This is a genomic window from Pseudomonas sp. S2_B10, assembly GCF_054668425.1.
Genome location: NZ_CP162768.1, coordinates 4,589,666 through 4,608,063 on the forward strand (window position 1 = coordinate 4,589,666; position 18,398 = coordinate 4,608,063).

Below are 18,398 nucleotides of genomic sequence, written 5' to 3' on the forward strand. Positions count from 1 at the left end.
AGGCCGGTTTATCCGTAAATGGGATGGATACACCATGGCGCCCATCGGGCATTCAGGTCCGGATGGCAAACAATTCCGCCATTGGCATGCGCATATATCGACCGCGAGTTGCTCGGGCAGCCGCCTTCATCGCACATCCGGTATATGCCCCCAGCGGCTATTGGCCAATAAGGATCGGGTCCATATACCACTTGCATTGTGTGCAGTGCACCACCCATGGCTTCTGCGCCCGGAATGCTGTATCGCCAGTTGAGCGCCTCTTGGTGTGTCATGCCGTAGCCGCCGATAGCCAACTGATAAACATTCGTCACACTGACGTAATAGGAAAATGAGCTGAATCGGTCCTGTACGGTAATGTACGTATTGCCGTTACGTATGCCCGTGACTTTCCCGTTGCCGTCGACATAAGCCACGTTCGGATTACTGCTTCTGTAGGTGATCGGGTGGACGCCTGTAGACGGGACGGCGGCGCGGATTTGGGTATTGTTTGGAAAATCTGCACTGTGAGTGTGGCGCCATGCATAAACTCTCAGTCCTGACAGGGCCATGGCGCTGTTGTTGACTTGCAGCGCTTTGCGCAGCGTGAACGAGCGTAAAGGAGAGAGAAGACCGTCGCCATAGAGTGCTCGAATCTGCACGACTGTCAGTACATCGACAACGAGCCCCTTCAATAGCGTTGAAAATTTCCCGTCCTTGTCTGTGGTCAATGTCTCTATCGACTTGCCATTCACCAGAACTTCAACCTGCTGTTCTACGCTCGCAGTTCCCTCGATCGTGACATTCGGATCAACCGTCAGGTCGCTATGCGGAATCTCCCTGTTCTGCGAGTCCTTAATCAGTGTGATGACCGGCTGCAACTCAACCAGAGATTCGATCTGATAGGTCTGGTGGGGAAATTCCACTGGATTGCCGCGCAACCCCAGGCGCACGGAAAATATCAATGTCGCCGTACTGCCGCTTTTGAGATTTTTCAACACTTCCAGCGTCGGCGTTGACAGTTCCCGTATCAGCCCGGCGCTGGTGACGCTCGCCTCCGCGTTCATGATGACGTGGCGAACAGGGTTGTCTTTGCTGTCGATGCCGATCAGCACCAGCGTCATGCTCTGGCCCGGCCGTTGTCCGTGCCAGAGGTTGACCGCCAATTTGTCTGCGCTGGTCAGTTTTTTTACGTCCAGGATTGCGTTATCAATGCCAATGATTCGCGGTCTCGGAAACCTGGGATCCTGATCAGCGATCAGTTTGAAAGAAATCTCAGTTTCCGGAGAAGATCCGATTTTCTTGCCGTCCTGATTCAGGTTGAATTTGAATCGCACGGTTTCACCGTGAAGCGCCACAATGAGGCGCCTGTCGAACGTAAAGCGGGCTTGTTTGGCCGAATCCAGATCTACCAGCGGGAAGCGATCAAATCCCAAGGGCAGTGGTGTGCACACCAGGCGAACCTTCTCGGTCTTGGCATCGAGATATTCCACCAGCATGCTCGGCAGCGCTGCCAAGGGATCAAGCGGATTAGTGAAAGGCGATACCAGTGAGGGCGGCGTGAGGACAAGCTCCTTGGGATCGCCGATCTTCAACTGCGCGATATCGGAAAAGACTTCACTTTCGCCGGGATTGGTGATGGTGGCCTGCACGGCCAGTCTCGCGCTGGCGTAGGGCTTGATGTACTCGTTCTCGGCCTCGAAAACGATGGGCTTTGAAGGATCCGTTACAAGCTGTCCCCAAGTAAACCGTACCAACTTGCCGTTGATGTCTGTGGTCTGCCAATGCAGCTTGACCTCTGCCCCTTGTTTCAAGGGCCAGAAACTGGCGACATTTATAAAGGCTTTGGCAGTGTCGACTGCCAGCTCACCTTCCACCAGTGGGGTGACCTCCGGTGCTCCCAGTGGCAAGGATTTACCCGCAACGGTGACGTCAGCAGGTTTGGAAAGTTTGGACTGACCTGCTCTGGTCAGAATATAAGTTGCCCGTAAACTTCCACCTATCACATTTTGAATGCGGAAATTTTCCACGGGAAAGTTCAGTGTCTTGCTGTCTACGGTCACCGTTAAAGAATAGGTATGAGTGACTGGCACGTTGTTTCGGGTGAATCCTTCCAGTGTCAGGGCGATCACATCGTTGATCGCAAAACTGCCCGTCAGGAGAATGTTCGTCGGGCCGCCTGCAAGCCAGTCATGGTGTATTACGTCGTCGGCATCGGACTGCTCGAAAATCGGCGCGGTCAGCAGGGTTATTACGGGCTTGAACGGCAGAATGAGCGGTTCCGAAAAACCACTGGAGTTCTCGACAATGTCATAAACGCTCCAGCGCACCACCAGATTGCTGGTTTGTTGCAATTTGCCGAGCAAGTCAGGCGTCAGCTTGAAAACGATGTCGGCCGAGTCGTCGGTAACGACAAAGTCCAGCCGCAGCGAACCAAATGTCAGCACGACCGTATCGCCGATCTGCTGATTGAAGTAATGCTTGACCGTGACTTCCATGCCCTCATCGATGACGTTCTGATCGACGATACTTTCCGATGCGATCGGCAGCTTGAGGCCCTGATTGGAAGGCTTGCCGCCGTCAATGTCCGCTTCGCCCGGAGCGGGATGTTTGAACCAGAGTTGTGAGTGTGGCGATTCCCCCGGGTTGCCGCTCAGTCTCGTGACTTTAATCCAGCAATCCAGCCTGACGTCGGTAAACGGCAGGAATTTCTCCTCGAGGGTTTCAGCTGTAATGTCAAAAAGTACGGTTTTAGGGGTCTTTCCATCGGCCTCAAAATCGTCCTCTGTAAGGGCGAAATCAATCACGGACGAAGGGGTGGTGACATCGGGTCTATCGAGGAAGACTTCGATACGGTCACCGAGGGCTTGAGACAGATATGCCGGGAGACTGAAGCCCAATCCGTTAATGTTCTGAGCAATCATGGCGATGTTGATACCGTAGCTCTGGTCAGTTTGCAGCTTGTACAGGAGTGGTTGCGGCGGATAGAGGGCCAGCACACCGATACCGGAACGCGGCGCAGGAGGGAATATCAGGTATTGTGAGCTGGTCATGAATTTTCGCCTTCCATACGGGGCGCTTACCTGGGCTGTCAGCGCCGATACGGAAGAATTAAGCATGCGACGTTAAAGCGCGCACCTGTCAACTCTGACAGGTGGGGACTGATATCGGATGAACGGTTGTGCCGCCGACGGTGGAGCAATCAGCGTTTTTTCAAGGTCTTCTGCCGCACAATATAAACCGTCACCAACACCGCACTGGTCAGCATGAACCCACGCGCCCAAACCAACGGCACCAGATAACACGAGAACAGAATGCTCACCCACATCAGGCCGATCGCGTAGACCTTGCCTTTGAGCGGGATGCCGTTGCCTTCGAGGTAGTCGCGAATCCATGGCCCCAGCCGTGGATGTTCGACCAGCCAGCGATAGAAGCGCGGAGAGCTGCGCGCGAAGCAGGCCGCGGCGAGCAGGAGGAAGGGGGTGGTGGGCAGGACCGGCAGGAAGATGCCGATCACCCCCAATGCGACGCTGAGCCAGCCGATGGCCAGCAGGACGTAGCGCAACATCAGGGGGCGGTTGCCTATGGGGTTGTCCATAGGCCGGTTCTTAGTGATGACGAGGCTTGAGGATCGCCGGTTTTTCGTCGGGGGCCTGGCACAGCAGATACAGCGCGGTCAGGGCTTCCGGGATCTGAACGATCATGTCGTCCATCAGGTTGGCGTCCTTGGCGATGTCTTCGAACTCAGGCTGCTCGTCGAACAGGCCGGAACCGACCATGATCGGCAGGAGCATTTCGCTGACTTCTTCTTCGGCGGTTTCGAACCAGGCCGCTTCACGCAGGAACACGCCTTCCATGAAACCGATGCACCAGCCGCGCAGTTCGGAATCGTCCGGCTCTTCGCCCAGATCCAGTTCGCACGGCAATTCGAATTCTTCATCCGAGGCCAGTTGGCGAGCGATGTGTGCTTTGAGGCCGATCAGTGTGGCTTCGATTTCGGCACGCTGGGCTTCGTCGGCGTAATGTGGCTCTTCGGCGAACAGCGCGTCGATCCACTCGCGCTCCGGAACGTCTTCGGAGCAGATAGACAGCGCGGTCAGGTAACCGTGGGCGGCGACGTAATCCAGCGCCTCGTCGTGCAGCTCGTCGGCATCGAGGAAGACTTGCAGGCGGGTCAGTTGCTCAGCGAAGGACATTACGGGGCTACCTTGGGGAATAAACAATGCGGGAATTCTAGGCTTTCTTGCGCGCTCTAGCCAGCCGCTTGGCAGATTTGCCGTAAATGCCGGACGGTATACAAAGCCATGTGGGAGCGAGCCTGCTCGCGAAGGCGGCATGTCAGGCACTGTTGCATTGACTGACCGATTGCTTTCGCGAACAGGCTCGCTCCCACAAGGGCTTTTTGTGTGTCGGTCGGGCGGTGTCTTCTCAGCGGCACCCTGTGCGGCGAAGGCCTCGGGTATACTGCCGCGTTTTGCGATCCCTGCCGGCGCTGCGCTGGTCATGCAATGTGTTCTTACGTTTTGTTTAAGCAGCCGAGGCTGCTCTGAACCAGCCTGAGCAGGGATGTATCGGTAGATTTTTGGAGTTTTTATGCTCGAACAGGCTCAACGCGTCCTCAAGGACATCTTCGGCTACGACAGTTTCCGTGGCCGTCAGGGTGCGATCATTGAGCGCGTGGCCAGCGGCGGTGATGCGCTGGTGCTGATGCCTACCGGTGGCGGCAAGTCGTTGTGCTTCCAGGTGCCGGCACTGTTGCGCGAGGGCCTGGCGGTGGTCGTTTCGCCGTTGATCGCGCTGATGGACGATCAGGTCGCCACCCTTGAAGAACTGGGCGTCGCCGCCGCTGCGCTGAACTCCACGCTGAGTGCCGAGCAGCAGCGTGATCTCGCCCTGCGGATCAAGCGCGGCGAAGTGAAAATGCTCTATCTCGCGCCCGAGCGTCTGGTGCAGCCACGCATGCTGGCGTTCCTGCAAAGCCTGGAAATCGCCCTGTTCGCCATCGACGAAGCGCATTGCGTGTCGCAATGGGGTCACGATTTCCGCCGCGAATACCTGCAACTGGGTCAATTGGCCGAGCTGTTCCCCAACGTTCCGCGCATTGCCCTCACCGCGACCGCCGACAAGCGCACCCGCGAAGAAATTGTCGATCGCCTGCACCTGCAGAACGCCGAGCGCTTTCTGTCGAGTTTCGACCGCCCGAACATCTTCTATCGCATCGTGCCCAAGGAGCAGCCGCGCAAACAGTTGCTGGCGTTCCTCGCCGAACGGCGCAGCGACGCCGGCATCGTTTACTGCCTGTCGCGCAAGAAGGTCGAAGAAGTTGCGGCGTTCCTCAGCGAGCAGGGCTTCCCGGCGCTGCCGTATCACGCCGGTCTGCCCAACGATCTGCGCGCCTATCACCAGAAGCGCTTCCTCAACGAGGAAGGCCTGATCATGGTCGCCACCGTGGCGTTCGGCATGGGCATCGACAAGCCCAACGTACGTTTTGTCGCGCACCTCGATCTGCCGAAATCCCTTGAGGCGTATTACCAGGAAACCGGACGCGGCGGCCGTGACGGGCTGCCGGCGGATGCGTGGATGGCCTACGGTCTGCAAGACGTGGTGATGCTCAAGCAGATGCTGCAGAACTCCGAAGGCGACGAGCGGCACAAGCGTCTGGAGCAGCACAAGCTCGACGCCATGCTCTCGCTGTGCGAAGAAACCCGCTGCCGCCGGCAGGCGTTGCTGGCCTATTTCGATGAAGACATGCCAGAACCGTGCGGGCACTGCGACAACTGTGTCGACGGCGTGCAGACCTGGGACGCCACCGAACCTGCTCGTCAGGCCTTGTCGGCGATTTTCCGCACCGGCCAGCGCTATGGCGTCGGTCATCTGGTCGACGTGTTGCTGGGCAAGGACAACGAAAAGGTGCGCAGCTTCGGCCATCAGCATTTGTCGGTGTTTGGCGTTGGCAAAGCGTTGAGCGAGAGCGAGTGGCGCTCGCTGTTCCGCCAGTTGGTGGCGCGTGGGTTGGCCGATGTCGATCACGAGGGCTATGGCGGTCTGCGTCTTAATGACAGTTGCCGGCCGCTGCTCAAAGGCGAAGTGAAGCTGGAACTGCGCCGCGACCTGAAACCGCAAGTCACTGCCAAAACGGGCAGCAAGAGCCAGGCCAGCCAACTGGTGCGCGGCGAGGAACGCGAACAGTGGGAAGCCTTGCGCGCACTGCGGCGCAAATTGGCCGAAGAACACGGCGTGCCGCCGTACGTCATCTTCCCCGACTCGACGTTGTTGGAAATGCTCCGCAGCCAGCCGACCTCGCTGGCGGAAATGGCCCGGGTCAGCGGCGTCGGCGCACGCAAGCTGGAGCGCTATGGCGAAGCCTTCCTCGAAGTGCTCGGCGGCGAGGCGGAGGCGCCGAAGGTGGTCGCCGATGTCCGTCACGAGCTGATCACCCTGGCCCGCGCCGGCATGACCCCGCTGCAGATCGCCGGGCAGTTGCAGTGCTCGGAGAAGAACGTCTACGCCATGCTCGCCGAAGCCATCGGCAAGCATCAGTTGTCGCTGGAGCAGGCGCTGGATTTGCCAGAAGAGCTGATGGGTGAAGTGCAGGACGCGTTTCTCGATGGCGAGGGCGAGTTGCCGTCCGTCGCCGAAGTCGCCGAGTTGTTCGCCGGACGTGTTCCTGAAGGTGTGCTGTATTGCGTGCGGGCGGCGTTGCAGTCTGAATTCGAGATGTAATCTGGCCGTTCCCTAACCCCAGTCCTCTCCCACAGGGAGAGGGAGCCGACCGCGGTGTCTGGCGGCAGACTCGACCTGCAAAACCGAGTCGATTATGGATTCAGCGAGCGCTGTCGGGTCGGCGAATTTTCAAAGCATCCCCCGCTCAGTTCCCTCTCCCTCTGGGAGAGGGCTAGGGTGAGGGATGCTTTTGATCTTCGCGCAGTTGTAACGATTCAGTACAGAGCCACTCTTGCCTATAACTGCCGCCCATGCTTAGCTGACTAATAATTAGATTTTCCGTATTTTCAGTCTAACCGTGAGTGTTTTATGCCGTTAACCGATCAACATCGCTTTGGTATGCAACTGGCCCAGATGTCCCGTGGCTGGCGTGCCGAACTGGATCGTCGCCTCGCCGGGCTGGGCCTGTCGCAGGCGCGCTGGCTGGTGCTGCTGCATCTGGCGCGTTTTGAAGAGGCGCCGACCCAACGCGAACTGGCGCAGAGTGTCGGCGTCGAAGGCCCGACCCTGGCGCGCTTGCTCGATAGTCTGGAGAACCAGGGACTGGTGCAACGCCAGTCCGTGATGGAAGACCGCCGGGCGAAAAAAATCGTGCTCTGCGCACCTGCCTTGCCCTTGATCGAACAAATCGAAACCATTGCCACGCAACTGCGCCACGAATTGTTCGAGGGCGTCGATGAGGCGGATTTGAAGGTGTGCATGCGCGTACACGGTCACATCCTGGCCAACCTGGAAAAATCTTGAGGCACATCCCGGCAGCGATTTTTTGAGAGATCGCGCTGAGCGGACTATAAGAACTACTGGGCAATATCGTGTTCGTACCGGATGTGCGAACGCATAGAAACCGGTTTTGCTTATTTAAGGGATGCTCATGCTCGCAAGTCGGCACGTGCTGCGCGGGGGCGCCAAATGGCTGCTGCTCGCTGGCGTTTTCAGCTATTCGACCTGGTCGATGGCGTTGGGGTTGGGCGAAATCACTGTTCACTCAGCCCTCAATCAGCCGTTCAAGGCCGACATCGCGCTGGTCGATGTCGGCACGTTGACGCAAAACGATCTCTCGGCCAGCCTGGCTTCGGCGGATGAGTTCGGCCGGGCGGGCGTCGAGCGGGTGTTCTTTCTCAATGACCTCAAGTTCACTCCGATCCTGCGCGGCAGCCGCCAGATGATCCGGGTGACGTCCGGCAAACCGGTCAACGAACCTTTCCTGAATTTTCTCGTGCAGCTCGATCAGCCCAACGGCCGTCTGCTGCGCGAGTACACGGTGCTGATCGACCCGCCGGGTTCGCCGGGCATTGTGCCCGCCACCGACGAGCCGGATCCGCGCCCGCAATCTTCTGAGTTTCCAACCGTCGAACCGGTTACCGCACCGCCCCAGGCTGCCCAAGGCAAACGCCCTGCGACGCCTGTGCCGCCAACGCCGGCGCCGCCTGCCAATGATGCGCAGGCCGAGCAACTGGCCGCCAGCGTGCTGCTCACCCAGCAACTGCAAAAGACCCTCGACGAACAGAACCTCAGGCTGCAAGAGCAGCAAGTGCAAATAGCCGACGGCAAGAAGCAGATTGAAGATTTGCAAACCCGCTTGGCCGAAGTGCAGAAAGCACCGCCACCGCCCGTGGTCGCTCCGGTTCCGGCCGCTGTTTCAGCCCCGGTCGAGGCGGCAGACGATGGCGTGAACTGGCCGCTGCTCGGCGGACTTCTATTGCTGCTGGGCGTGCTGGCTGCGTTGCTCATACGTCGCCGTCAGCAAGGTTCGACCGCAGATGGCACGCCGATGCCGCTATTGCCTGTGAGCGCCGAAGACAACGTTGATGAGCCTGAACTTCAACAATCTGTCGGTGCGCACGCGGCCGCCGATCATCGCGACGAACCCGGTGCCGGCGACGTGCTGGAGGCTGTGGGCATCTATCTGGCCTACGGCCGGCTCAGCGAAGCCGCCGGGCTGCTGCGCGATGCCTTGCACAAGGAGCCTGAACGCACCGATCTCGGTTTGCAGTTGCTGGAGGTTCTTGGGCGCCAGGGTGACAGCGCCGCTTACGAACAGCAGGAAAACCGCCTGCGTGCGCTTGGCGTCGATGAGCGCGAACTGATTGAAACCCGCGCTCGCCATCCCAAACTGGCAGGCGCCGCACCGGCGGCATTTGCAGCAACGCCAATCGCGCCTGAGCTGCCCGTGGCCACGGCAGCGACCGCAGCTGCGCCGCTTGCATCGTCGCCCGGCGCTCTCGAGGATGATTTCGAATTGAATCTGGGCGAGCTGTCGATGGATTCAAATTGGGATCTGAACGACAGCCGCACCGATTCCGCCGCACCGCCAATCGATGATCCAGAGCTGGGCACTAGCTTGTCAGTGCTGCCTGTCGATTTTGACCTGCCACAGGCTGCATCTGCTGAAGAAGCCGAACTTGAATGGATACCCGAACCCGACGCCCAGCCGCTCGACGATGACTTTCTCAATGAGTTCGGCGATCCCGAGCCGTCGCTGGTGCTGGAACCTTTGGATCTGCAACCACCCGAGTCCACCGACATCGAGTCCGCCGGCAAGCTCGAACAGGCACAAACCTGCATCGACGATGGCGACATCGACAGTGCGATCGCGCTGCTCAATGAATTGCTCAGGGAAGGGGATGAGCCGTTGAAGCAGACGGCAAGGACGTTGTTGGCGGGGATTCGCTGAGCGCCAACGGATTTCGCGTTCATCCGAGACCGCTTTCGCGAGCAGGCTCGCTCCCACAATGGAATGCGCTCTCCCTGTGGGAGCGAGCCTGCTCGCGAAGGCGTCAGATCGGCCAACACCGTCTCAGGTCAGAACGTCTGCCCCAGATTCAGATAAACCGCCTGCTCATCCGCATCATTCAACCCATACGTGAAGTTCAACGGCCCCAGCGGCGTGTCGAAGCCGATAAACACACTCGCGGCGTTGATGTAGCCGCTGTCGAACTCATTGTCATTGTTCCACGCCCGACCGCGCTCCAGCGAGGCGCCGGCGTACAGCGGGAAGTCCAGCGGCAGGTACGAGCGCGGCGTCAGGCGGCGGTAGTACACGGCGCGCATCAGGCTGACATTCTGCCCGGACAGCGCATCCTCACGGAATCCTGACAACTGCCGCGCGCCGCCGAGCAGGAAGCTTGAGGTCACCACATTGGCATCGTCCAGCGTCCGGCCGTAGCGCCCGCCGAGTATCAGCGTATCCGGCCCGTGGCTCATGGCCTTGTCGAAATTCAATTCCCACTGGCGATAGCGATTGTCTGAACCCAGGCCCGGTTCGAACTGGGCAAACGTCAGGCTGACGTCCTTGCCCTCGTGCGGAAAGTAGACGTTGTCCAGCGAGTCGTAGGAATACTTCACGGTATAGAAGCCTTCGTTGAAACTCTCGCTCGGCAGATCCTGATCGCCGATGCGTACGTCAGCTTTGCCCCAGGCCTGGCCGACGCCGAGTCGCACTTCACCGTTGTTGCCGATCTGCCGGCCGAGGTTGAGGCCGAAGCCGTAACGCTCGACGCGATACTGGGCGATCGGATCGTTATCCAGCACCGAGTCAACGTTCTGCGCCTCGAACGACCCGTAGGGCGCGACGAAGTAACGCGAGCCGACGTCCAGCGGCTGATAGAACTCGCTGTACAGCTCCTGCTTGTCGCCGATCTGCGCGCGGGTCAGCCATTCCGCACCGAGGCGGTTGATGCCGTTGACGCGATAACTGGCACCAAGGTTGAAAGCACTGTCGCCGCGCATGTCGTCCGACAGATTCAGGCCGACCCGCAAGTAATCGGTGCCGCTGCGCTTGCCGCTGGCACTGATGACCAAGGTGTGATCCTGGCCTTTGTGCACCACGCGGTAACGCACTTGATCGAAGTAATCGAGGCCGTACAGCGTGCCCATGTCCGAATGCAGGCGGCCCAGGTCCAGCGGCGCTCCGATCGGTTGGCGGATGTAATAGCGAATCACGTCATCGTCGACCTTCGAGTCATTTTCGACGCGGATCGCGGTGATGATCGGCGTGCGCTGGCCCGGCTGACGGGCGGCGTTCAGTTCCGCGTCCTGGGTTTGAGTCGGCTTGAGTTGCGCCAGCCGCGCATCGAGGATCCGCGTGGCGCGGTAACCGGCGTCGATCATCTCCTGAGCCTTGCCGAAATCGGTCACGCCGAACGCGGCCAGCGCAGGCTGGATCAACACGTCATTGGCATGCAGAGTCGCCAGTTGTTCTTCAGAGTTGCGCCGGGTCATCAAGGTGATCGACTGATTGAGCACATCGACCACCGTGGTCAGTTGCTTGCGATTGCGCAGCGGCGTGCCGATGTCGACGACGATGGCGATGTCGACGCCCATTTCCCGCGCAACATCCAGCGGGATGTTGTCGGTCATGCCACCGTCCACCAGCAGGCGCCCATCGAGCTCGACCGGGGCGAACACCGCCGGGATCGACATGCTCGCGCGGATCACTTGCGGCAGGTGGCCTTTGCGAAACACCACTTTTTCGCCATTGGCGATGTCGGTGGTCACGGCCCGAAACGGGATCGGCAGTTTGTCGAAGTCGCGGGTGTCGCTGGTGTGCGCCAACAGGCTTTCCAGCAACAGTGCGAGGTTCTGGCCCTGAATTACCCCCAATGGCAGGCCGAGACTGCCGTCGTCGCGGAAGCTGAGTTTCTGCTTCACCAGAAAATCGCGGTCGTCCTGCTTGCGTCGAAATGGCACGTCCTCACGCGGCGGCGCGTCGGACAGCGCCGCTTGCCAGTCGATGCTCAGGGCGAGTTTTTCCAGCTCGTCGATCTTATAGCCCGAGGCGTACAGGCCGCCGACTACCGCGCCCATGCTGGTGCCAGCAATCGCGTCGATCCTGATGCCTTGTTCTTCCAGCGCCTTGAGCACGCCGATGTGCGCCAGCCCGCGCGCAGCGCCGCCGGACAGCACCAGGCCGACTTTCGGTCGTGGCGCTTCACTGGCGTGAACCAGCAGGGGAAGGAAACCAAGCAGCAGGCAGAACAGCAAACGGCGCATTGTGAGTCTCGGGGCAAGCGGTAAAGCCGGCTATTATAGCGGCGCCCTCTGTCTCAGGAGTTTCAGCGATCATGACCGTCGCCAAAGCCGAAGTTGTCATCACTTATTGCACTCAATGCCAGTGGCTGCTGCGCGCGGCGTGGCTGGCTCAGGAACTGCTCAGCACCTTCGCTGACGACTTGGGCAAAGTGTCGTTGGTGCCGGGCACCGGTGGGGTGTTTCATATCACTTGTGCGGGTGTGCAGATCTGGGAGCGCAAGACCGACGGTGGTTTCCCTGAGGCCAAGGTATTGAAGCAGCGAGTGCGCGATCAGATCGATCCTGACCGCGACCTCGGCCACAACGACCGCACTCAGTGAGAGGCGGCCTCGGCGGCGACGGTTGTCTTGTCGCTGCCGCCTGACATCCGCGCCGACACCACAATCGCGACGATGATCAACGCGCCACCGATGAGCATCCGCAGGGTCGGGGTTTCACTGAACAGCAGCCAGGCGAGGGTGATGCCGTAGACCGGCTCCATGGCGAACACCACTGCCGCCGTGCGTGCCTTGATCACCGCCAGACTGGCGACGAACAGGCTGTGCGCCACGCCCGTGCAGAACACTCCGAGCAGGGCGATCCACAACCAGTCCAGCGCTCGGACCTGACTCAACTGCGGCGCCGCGACCGGCAACAGACACAACGCCACGACGACGTTCTGGCACAACGCTGCCTGCACCGCCGGGATGCGCCCGGAACTGGCGCGGTTGGTCAGCGACAGCAGGGAAAACAGCAGGCCGGACAACACTGCCCAAAGCAAGCCGACGGTGGCGCCGCTGCCCAGATCAAATGCGGGCGTCACCAGCACCAGACCGATGCTGACCAATACCACCAGGACGATTTCATTGGCACGGATGCGTTCGCGGAAGATCAGTCCTTCGAGAATCACCGTGAACGCCGGGAAACTGGCAAAGCCCAACGTGGCGATGGCCACCCCGGCGATCTTCACGGATATGAAGAAACTCACCCAGTGCCCGGCCAGCAACACGCCGCTGAGGGCGAGGCGCCGCCAGTCCACGGCCTGAAGTTTCTGCCAACCATGCTGGCTGGCGAAACGGGCAAAAAATGCCAGGGCGAGCACGGCGAAAGCTGCACGTCCAAATACGATCACAGCAGGGGATGCGGCAGCGAGTTTGCCGAACACACCGGTCAGGCCAAACATCAAAGCGCCGATATGCAGAGCGCCGAGGGCGGTACGCGGAGTCATTGCATTCCTTTTTTCAGGTTCAACTTCATGGGGCCATTGAACCGCGTCTCGGCCTGCAAGTCTGTCGGCAGGCTATCGTCTTTTGTCGTAGGAATCGCGCCGGAGATGTCCGGGCGACGAGCCGAACTCACGTAGGACTGCGGCCGAGAACGCACTTTGCGAGCTGTAACCGACGCGACTGGCTACTTCACCAATCGGCAATGCAGTGTCGCGCAGCAGTTGCACCGCGAGATGCAGGCGTCGACTGCGGATGTAATCCATCGGCGTCTGTCCGCATTCGGCCATGAACCGAGCGTGCAGGCGCGCGCTGGACAACCCGGCCACGCGCGCCAGGTCGGCCACTTGCAGCGGATAGGCGGCGTATTGCTCGATGTGCGCATCCAGCGCGGCGTAGGGCAAGCGACGCGCGCGGAGTTCGGCAGGTTGCGCGTGATTGAGACTGGCCAACAGCAACACCGCGCCTTGCTGCGCGATCAACGGATCGCTGACCGGACTGTTCGCCAGCCAGCTGACCAATTGGCTCTGCCCCGAGTCCAGCGACAGCCGCCCCGGATGATCGAGCAAGCGGCGACTGGCCTCGGCATGCGCGCCCAGCGAATCCTGCACCCATTGCCCTTCAGGGATGTCGAGCACCAGGCAGCTGCTGCCTTGGGGACTGTCGCAGGCATGATGAGCGCCGGACGGAACCACCACGACACTCTGCTGACGCACTTGGCTGCCACAGCCCTCGACCTCGAAATCCAGCGCACCGGACAGCCCGAACACCAACTGCGGGTGCTCGTGGCTGTGCACAATCAAGTCGTGGGTGTACTGACGCAAGGTGAGGATCGGTCGCATGGCAGGTTGTCTCCGAAGTGGCCCTCAGTCTACACCGCCGTACGCCGGATGCGTTGTCACACGACTGACTCACGCTTGTCACGGTCGATTAACCCGGCGCGCGCAAGCTGGCGAAAACATCGCAGAGGGTTGCCCATGACCAGCGCCGAGCTCGCCCGACCCAGTCGCAAACAACGGGTGCGAACCCTGTGGATCTCCGATGTGCACCTGGGCACCCGGGATTGCCAGGCCGAGCACTTGTCGCAATTTCTCAAGGGCTACCACGCCGACAAGGTCTATCTGGTCGGTGACATCATCGACGGCTGGAAACTGCGCAGCGGCATGTACTGGCCGCAAGCCCACACCAACGTCATCCGCCGCCTGCTGACCATGAGCAAGCGCGGCACCGAGGTGATCTATGTCACCGGCAACCATGACGAATTCCTGCGGCGCTATTCGAAACTGATTCTGGGCAATATCCAGTTGGTCGACGAAGTGGTGCATGTCACCGCCGATGGCCGGCATTTGCTGGTGATTCACGGCGATCAGTTCGACGTGATCACCCGCTATCACCGCTGGCTGGCGTTTCTCGGCGACTCCGCCTACGAATTCACCCTGACCCTCAACCGCTGGCTCAATCACTGGCGCGCCCGCTATGGCTACGGTTACTGGTCGCTGTCGGCGTACCTGAAACACAAGGTCAAGACCGCCGTCAGTTTCATCAGCGACTTTGAAGAAGCCATCGCCCACGAGTGCGTGAAGCGCGAACTGCATGGCGTGGTTTGCGGGCATATACACCATGCCGAGATTCGTAAGGTGGGGGAGGTGGACTACCTCAATTGTGGCGACTGGGTCGAATCGTGCACCGCGTTGATCGAGCATTGGGACGGCACGATCGAGTTGTATCGGCTGGCGGATGCCCAGGCGCGGGAGGCGGAGCTCAAGGCTGCCAAAGTTGCCGAGCTCGCCTGAGCGAAAGATCACCCTGTGGGAGCGAGCCTGCTCGCGAAGGCGTAGTGTCAGACAAAGCTTATGTGCCTGATACAGCGCTTTCGCGAGCAGGCTCGCTCCCACATGTGTTCTCAGGCCGGGCTGTGTTCTTGCATCGCGGCTTTGTAGATCGAGTTCTTCGGCTGCGCAAACAGCCGCTCCATCATTGGCTCGAAGAAGCTCAGCGGCAGCGTGTCATACGCCGGATCAAACGCCGCCGCATCGTATTTGGCACAGAACTCGGCAGTGGCGTGGAACTGCGGATGGTCCTTGAATTGCTCGCGCAAATGCCGATCCATGCCCAGGTGATGAAAGAAGTAATAGCCCTGAAAGATGCCGTGCTTCTCCACCATCCACAGATTTTCCGCACTCACGAACGGCTTGAGAATCGCTGCGGCGATGTCCGGATGGTTGTAGGAACCGAGGGTGTCGCCGATGTCGTGCAACAGCGCGCAGACCACGTATTCCTCGTCACGCCCGTCGCGAAACGCGCGGGTCGCGGTTTGCAACGAGTGGGTCAGGCGATCCACCGGGAAACCACCGAAGTCGCCTTCAAGCAGCTTCAAATGCGCGAGGATCCGCGATGGCAGCTGTCTGGCATAGGCACTGAAATCGGCGGCGATAATCGCCCAGTCTTCCTCGGTGCCGTCCTTCATATGGGTGAAGCGAGCATGGGCATTCATTGGCAGACCCTCATTCAGAACGCCACGCGACCGAGAATCATGTCGCGGTACATGACGAAATCGCCGAGCAGGCTGTACAGCGGATACTGAAACGTCGCCGGGCGGTTTTTCTCGAAAAAGAAATGGCCGATCCAGGCAAAGCTGTAACCGGCCAGAGGAAGCGCGAGCAACAGCAGCCAGGCGCCTTTGGCGATGCTGAGCGCGAGAATGAAGATGACCAGAGACGTGCCGATGAAATGCAGACGACGGCAGGTGCTGTTGCTGTGCTCGGCGAGGTAAAAGGGGTAGAACTCGGCGAAGCTGTTGAACTGCTTGATGTTTTCCACGACCGCGCTCTCTGTGGTGATTGTTCTGGCGACAAGTTGTTCGGCGGGGAGCTTATTTGAGTCTAGAGTGATCATTGGCGTGGGCCAGTGACAATCGGCGCCACTTTAGTATCCTTCGCAAATAGGGCGGTTATCTGCAGCCCGTCATGTAAAAGAATAACAACCATGAGCGAACGAACGACTTCTGCAAGCTGGGCGATGGGGATTGTCAAAGCACTGGAGATGGACGGCCTGGATTGCCGGGTTCTGTTCAGGCAACTGGGGCTGGATTTCAGCGCCCTTGAAGATCCGGATGCACGCTTCCCGCAAGACTCCATGACCCGGCTCTGGCAGCGCGCGGTCGAGGTTTCCGGCAACCCGGCGATCGGCCTGAACATGGGCAAAGTGGTGCGCCCGGCCTCGTTTCATGTCGCCGGCTATGCGCTGATGTCGAGCAATACCCTGGCTGAAGGCTTCCAGCGTCTGGTGCGCTATCAACGCATCATTGCCGAAAGCGCTGACCTGAGCTTTCGCCTGCTCGACGAAGGTTACGCGCTGATTCTCACCGTGCACGGCGATCATCTGCCGCCGACCCGGCAGAGTGCCGAAGCGTCACTGGCCTGCGCGTTGGCGCTGTGCGGCTGGCTGACCGGGCGTCCGCTGCACCCGGTCAAAGTGTTGGTTCAGGGCGATCAGCCGACAAATCTGCAACCTTATAAAGAAGCGTTTCACGCACCGCTGGTGTTCAACGCGCCATACGACGCGTTGATCTTCGAACGGGCCGATATGGAGGCGCCGCTGCCGACCGCCAATGAAGCCATGGCGCTGTTGCATGATCGCTTTGCCGGGGAATATCTGGCGCGGTTCTCCGAGAGCCGCGTGACGCACCGGGCACGCCAGGTGCTGTGCCGTTTGTTGCCCCAGGGCGAACCCAAGCGCGACACCGTGGCGCAGACGCTGCACCTGTCGCAGCGCACTTTGCAGCGGCGCTTGCAGGAGGAGGGCACCAGTTTTCAGCAGTTGCTCGACGACACCCGGCGCGAGCTGGCTGAGCAATATCTGGCGCAACCGAGCATGACCTTGCTGGAAATCGCCTACCTGCTGGGCTTTGCCGACCCGAGCAACTTCTTCCGCGCTTTTCGCCGCTGGTTCGACACCACACCCGGCGAATACCGCTTGCGCCTGACGCAGGTGCCGGACGCAGTCAATGACGCCAGAACGCCGGAATACACAGCACAAACACCGTAATGATCTCCAGTCGGCCGAGCAGCATGCCGAACGACAGAATCCACTTCGCCGCATCCGGCAACGTCGCGAAGTTGCCGGCCGGGCCGATGGTTTCGCCCAGACCCGGGCCGACGCCGGACACGGTGCTGGCGGCACCGGTCAGTGCGGTCATCCAGTCGACTCCGAGCAGCGACAGCAGCAGCGCGATCACGCAGATGGTGATGGCGAAGAAGAACGAGAAAGTCAGGATCGAACGGACAATTTCTTCGTCGAGACGGTGACCGTTGTACTTCTGTTTGATCACCGCGCGCGGGTGGATGAGCTGATTGAGGTTGGCCTTGAGCAGGATGTAGGCGACCTGGAAACGGAAAATCTTGATCCCGCCCGCCGTCGAACCTGAGCAGCCGCCGACAAAGCCCAGATAGAAAAACAGCATCAGCGAGAAGTTGCCCCACAGGCTGTAGTCACCGAGGGCGAAGCCGGTGGTAGTGACTACCGAGGTCACGTTCAGCGCCACATGCCGCAGCGCTTCCAGCCAATGCAGCTTGGTGGTCCACCAATACCAGGTGCCGAGCACCAGCCAGGTCACCAGCAACATCGCCAGCAAACCCTGCACCTGTTGATCCCTGATCAACGCACGGCGGTTACCGCGCAGCGTCGCCACGTACAGGGTGAACGGCAGGCTGCCGAGGATCATGATGACAATCGCCACCCAATGAACTGCCGGTTGCGTCCACTTGGCCAGCGACTGGTCAGAGGTCGAGAAACCACCGGTGGAAATCGCCGACATCGCGTGGTTGATCGCATCGAACGGGCTCATCCCGGCCCACCAGAACGCCAGGCTGCCGAGAATGGTGATGCCGACGTAGGCCGCCACAATCAACCGCGCCACCATGTGCGAACGCGGCATGACCTTCTCCGAGCGGTCCGAGGATTCGGTCTGGAACAGGCGCATGCCACCGATGCGCAGCAGCGGCAGAATCGCCACCGCCATGCCGATGAAGCCGATGCCGCCGATCCAGTGCAGCAGCGACCGCCACATCAGAATCCCCGGCGACATGTTGTCCAGGCCGTTGAGCACCGTGGAACCGGTGGCGGTGATGCCGGACATGCTTTCGAAGAACGAGTCGGTGTAGCTGATGTGCTGGGTCAGCAGAAACGGCAGCGCGGCGAAAATGCACACTACCAGCCAACTGCTGACCGTCAGCAGATACATGTCGCGCGGGCGCAGGTGAATGTGTTCCGGTCTGCCGGGTATCACCAGAGCGAGGCCGGCGACAAAGGTGATCATGCTCGCCCAGAGGAACGACGGCAGATCGCTGGTGCGCTCGAAAATCACCAGCGTGGCCATCGGCACGACCATGGCCACAGCCAGGGTTATCAGGAAGATGCCGATGATAAAACCAATGATCCGTAAGGTCGGCAACGCCATGAAATCCG

The 18,398-nt window shown here is 60.1% G+C and carries 15 protein-coding genes; 6 read left to right on the forward strand and 9 right to left on the reverse strand.

From position 1 onward, the window contains the following. Positions 1-8: 8 nt before the first annotated feature. The 3 genes from AB4O45_RS20490 to AB4O45_RS20500 all read right to left on the reverse strand — a co-directional run bounded on the left by AB4O45_RS20490 (position 9) and on the right by AB4O45_RS20500 (position 4,172). The gene (locus AB4O45_RS20490; RefSeq protein ID WP_460160480.1) at positions 9-3,029 is read right to left on the reverse strand and encodes an Ig-like domain-containing protein; all 3,021 of its coding nucleotides are present in this window, start codon (positions 3,027-3,029) and stop codon (positions 9-11) included. Positions 3,030-3,178: 149 nt separating this feature from the next. After that, positions 3,179-3,574 (reverse strand): YbaN family protein, encoded by a 396-nt coding sequence (locus tag AB4O45_RS20495; protein WP_056783699.1) that lies wholly within the window; start codon positions 3,572-3,574, stop codon positions 3,179-3,181. 10 nt (positions 3,575-3,584) lie between these two features. Further along, positions 3,585-4,172 carry a UPF0149 family protein gene (locus tag AB4O45_RS20500; RefSeq protein ID WP_101158594.1) on the reverse strand — a complete coding sequence of 196 codons (588 nt, stop codon included), beginning with the start codon at positions 4,170-4,172 and terminating at the stop codon, positions 3,585-3,587. A gap of 397 nt (positions 4,173-4,569) precedes the next feature. On the opposite strand from AB4O45_RS20500, the gene recQ reads away from it, so the two are divergent. The 3 genes from recQ to AB4O45_RS20515 all read left to right on the forward strand — a co-directional run bounded on the left by recQ (position 4,570) and on the right by AB4O45_RS20515 (position 9,373). Continuing rightward, positions 4,570-6,699: a DNA helicase RecQ gene (gene recQ, locus AB4O45_RS20505; protein WP_460160481.1), complete on the forward strand. Its 2,130-nt coding sequence runs from the start codon at positions 4,570-4,572 to the stop codon at positions 6,697-6,699. A gap of 309 nt (positions 6,700-7,008) precedes the next feature. Then, positions 7,009-7,443, forward strand: a complete 435-nt coding sequence (locus AB4O45_RS20510) for a MarR family transcriptional regulator (protein ID WP_016771142.1) — start codon at positions 7,009-7,011, stop codon at positions 7,441-7,443. A gap of 127 nt (positions 7,444-7,570) precedes the next feature. Beyond that, a complete protein-coding gene (locus AB4O45_RS20515; protein WP_252868982.1) occupies positions 7,571-9,373 on the forward strand; it encodes a FimV/HubP family polar landmark protein in 1,803 nt (600 codons plus the stop codon). Between the two features lie 128 nt (positions 9,374-9,501). On the opposite strand, the gene AB4O45_RS20520 is transcribed toward AB4O45_RS20515, so the two are convergent. Further along, positions 9,502-11,691 (reverse strand): patatin-like phospholipase family protein, encoded by a 2,190-nt coding sequence (locus AB4O45_RS20520; protein ID WP_310214889.1) that lies wholly within the window; start codon positions 11,689-11,691, stop codon positions 9,502-9,504. 71 nt (positions 11,692-11,762) lie between these two features. Here AB4O45_RS20520 and AB4O45_RS20525 point away from each other — a divergent pair, with 71 nt between their 5' ends. Further along, on the forward strand, positions 11,763-12,050 hold the full coding sequence (locus AB4O45_RS20525) for an Rdx family protein (RefSeq protein ID WP_076566525.1): 288 nt from the start codon (positions 11,763-11,765) through the stop codon (positions 12,048-12,050). Here AB4O45_RS20525 and AB4O45_RS20530 read toward each other — a convergent pair. Both AB4O45_RS20530 and AB4O45_RS20535 read right to left on the reverse strand, forming a co-directional pair. Beyond that, positions 12,044-12,937, reverse strand: a complete 894-nt coding sequence (locus AB4O45_RS20530; protein ID WP_095180689.1) for a DMT family transporter — start codon at positions 12,935-12,937, stop codon at positions 12,044-12,046. The genes AB4O45_RS20525 and AB4O45_RS20530 overlap by 7 nt on opposite strands. A 72-nt stretch (positions 12,938-13,009) precedes the next feature. Beyond that, positions 13,010-13,774: an AraC family transcriptional regulator gene (locus AB4O45_RS20535; protein ID WP_095180690.1), complete on the reverse strand. Its 765-nt coding sequence runs from the start codon at positions 13,772-13,774 to the stop codon at positions 13,010-13,012. Positions 13,775-13,909: 135 nt separating this feature from the next. Between AB4O45_RS20535 and AB4O45_RS20540 the strand changes: the two genes are divergently transcribed. Next, the gene (locus AB4O45_RS20540; RefSeq protein WP_056783721.1) at positions 13,910-14,725 is read left to right on the forward strand and encodes a UDP-2,3-diacylglucosamine diphosphatase; all 816 of its coding nucleotides are present in this window, start codon (positions 13,910-13,912) and stop codon (positions 14,723-14,725) included. Positions 14,726-14,835: 110 nt separating this feature from the next. Here AB4O45_RS20540 and AB4O45_RS20545 read toward each other — a convergent pair whose 3' ends face one another. Both AB4O45_RS20545 and AB4O45_RS20550 read right to left on the reverse strand, forming a co-directional pair. Then, the gene (locus tag AB4O45_RS20545; protein ID WP_056783723.1) at positions 14,836-15,426 is read right to left on the reverse strand and encodes an HD domain-containing protein; all 591 of its coding nucleotides are present in this window, start codon (positions 15,424-15,426) and stop codon (positions 14,836-14,838) included. A 14-nt stretch (positions 15,427-15,440) separates the two neighbouring features. After that, complete coding sequence (locus tag AB4O45_RS20550) at positions 15,441-15,752, reverse strand: Mpo1-like protein (protein WP_236167941.1); 312 nt, start codon at positions 15,750-15,752, stop codon at positions 15,441-15,443. Positions 15,753-15,917: 165 nt separating this feature from the next. On the opposite strand from AB4O45_RS20550, the gene AB4O45_RS20555 reads away from it, so the two are divergent. Further along, a complete protein-coding gene (locus AB4O45_RS20555) occupies positions 15,918-16,979 on the forward strand; it encodes an AraC family transcriptional regulator (protein WP_202947690.1) in 1,062 nt (353 codons plus the stop codon). On the opposite strand, the gene AB4O45_RS20560 is transcribed toward AB4O45_RS20555, so the two are convergent. Beyond that, complete coding sequence (locus tag AB4O45_RS20560; RefSeq protein ID WP_024012066.1) at positions 16,936-18,390, reverse strand: TrkH family potassium uptake protein; 1,455 nt, start codon at positions 18,388-18,390, stop codon at positions 16,936-16,938. The two genes, AB4O45_RS20555 and AB4O45_RS20560, sit on opposite strands and share 44 nt — an antisense overlap. Positions 18,391-18,398 lie beyond the last annotated feature (8 nt).

Bases quoted from the DNA above. Each gene is read 5' to 3' on its own strand.
- AB4O45_RS20525 (WP_076566525.1), top strand. From the start codon at position 11,763: ATGACCGTCGCCAAAGCCGAAGTTGTCATCACTTATTGCACTCAATGC.
- AB4O45_RS20490 (WP_460160480.1), bottom strand. From the start codon at position 3,029: ATGACCAGCTCACAATACCTGATATTCCCTCCTGCGCCGCGTTCCGGT.
- AB4O45_RS20510 (WP_016771142.1), top strand. From the start codon at position 7,009: ATGCCGTTAACCGATCAACATCGCTTTGGTATGCAACTGGCCCAGATG.
- AB4O45_RS20545 (WP_056783723.1), bottom strand. From the start codon at position 15,426: ATGAATGCCCATGCTCGCTTCACCCATATGAAGGACGGCACCGAGGAA.
- recQ (WP_460160481.1), top strand. From the start codon at position 4,570: ATGCTCGAACAGGCTCAACGCGTCCTCAAGGACATCTTCGGCTACGAC.
- AB4O45_RS20495 (WP_056783699.1), bottom strand. From the start codon at position 3,574: ATGGACAACCCCATAGGCAACCGCCCCCTGATGTTGCGCTACGTCCTG.
- AB4O45_RS20500 (WP_101158594.1), bottom strand. From the start codon at position 4,172: ATGTCCTTCGCTGAGCAACTGACCCGCCTGCAAGTCTTCCTCGATGCC.
- AB4O45_RS20540 (WP_056783721.1), top strand. From the start codon at position 13,910: ATGACCAGCGCCGAGCTCGCCCGACCCAGTCGCAAACAACGGGTGCGA.
- AB4O45_RS20515 (WP_252868982.1), top strand. From the start codon at position 7,571: ATGCTCGCAAGTCGGCACGTGCTGCGCGGGGGCGCCAAATGGCTGCTG.
- AB4O45_RS20520 (WP_310214889.1), bottom strand. From the start codon at position 11,691: ATGCGCCGTTTGCTGTTCTGCCTGCTGCTTGGTTTCCTTCCCCTGCTG.
- AB4O45_RS20530 (WP_095180689.1), bottom strand. From the start codon at position 12,937: ATGACTCCGCGTACCGCCCTCGGCGCTCTGCATATCGGCGCTTTGATG.
- AB4O45_RS20555 (WP_202947690.1), top strand. From the start codon at position 15,918: ATGAGCGAACGAACGACTTCTGCAAGCTGGGCGATGGGGATTGTCAAA.
- AB4O45_RS20560 (WP_024012066.1), bottom strand. From the start codon at position 18,390: ATGGCGTTGCCGACCTTACGGATCATTGGTTTTATCATCGGCATCTTC.
- AB4O45_RS20535 (WP_095180690.1), bottom strand. From the start codon at position 13,774: ATGCGACCGATCCTCACCTTGCGTCAGTACACCCACGACTTGATTGTG.